Annotated in this window: 2 pseudogenes; both read left to right on the forward strand. The window is 70.2% G+C overall.

The annotated features are described in order from the left end of the window. Window positions 1-165, forward strand: a pseudogene (locus J1902_RS19620) (3-hydroxyacyl-CoA dehydrogenase); the annotation flags it as partial. After that, window positions 162-376: pseudogene (locus J1902_RS19175) on the forward strand (acyl-CoA dehydrogenase family protein); the annotation flags it as partial. The pseudogenes J1902_RS19620 and J1902_RS19175, both read left to right, overlap by 4 nt.

Consider the following 376-nt stretch of genomic DNA (forward strand, 5'->3'; position numbering starts at 1 on the left):
CTGCCGCAGGAAGCCCAGGATTCCCTGGGCCAGCAGGTGCCCCACCCGGCCCGGCTCGGACGCCCGGCCGAATACGCCAACCTGGCCGCCCACATCGTCGAAAACGCCATGCTCAACGGCGAGACCATCCGCCTCGACGGCGCCATCCGGATGGGGCTCAAGTGACGGGCGACTACGCGCGCGGCGACGCCCCGCCGTCGTCGGCCAAAACCACGACGGCGGCACCCTCCGTCGCGTCCCTGCCCACCGCTGACTTCTTCGACTTCGAGTCCCTCCTCAGCGTGCAGGAACAGCGCAAGCTCAACGAGCTCCGCCGCTTCCTGGCCACGGAGATCGCCCCCTACGCCGGGCAGTGGTGGGAGAAGGCCGAGTTCCC

It is taken from the genome of Arthrobacter cavernae, assembly GCF_017368795.1.
GTDB classification, from domain to species: Bacteria; Actinomycetota; Actinomycetes; order Actinomycetales; family Micrococcaceae; genus Arthrobacter; species Arthrobacter cavernae.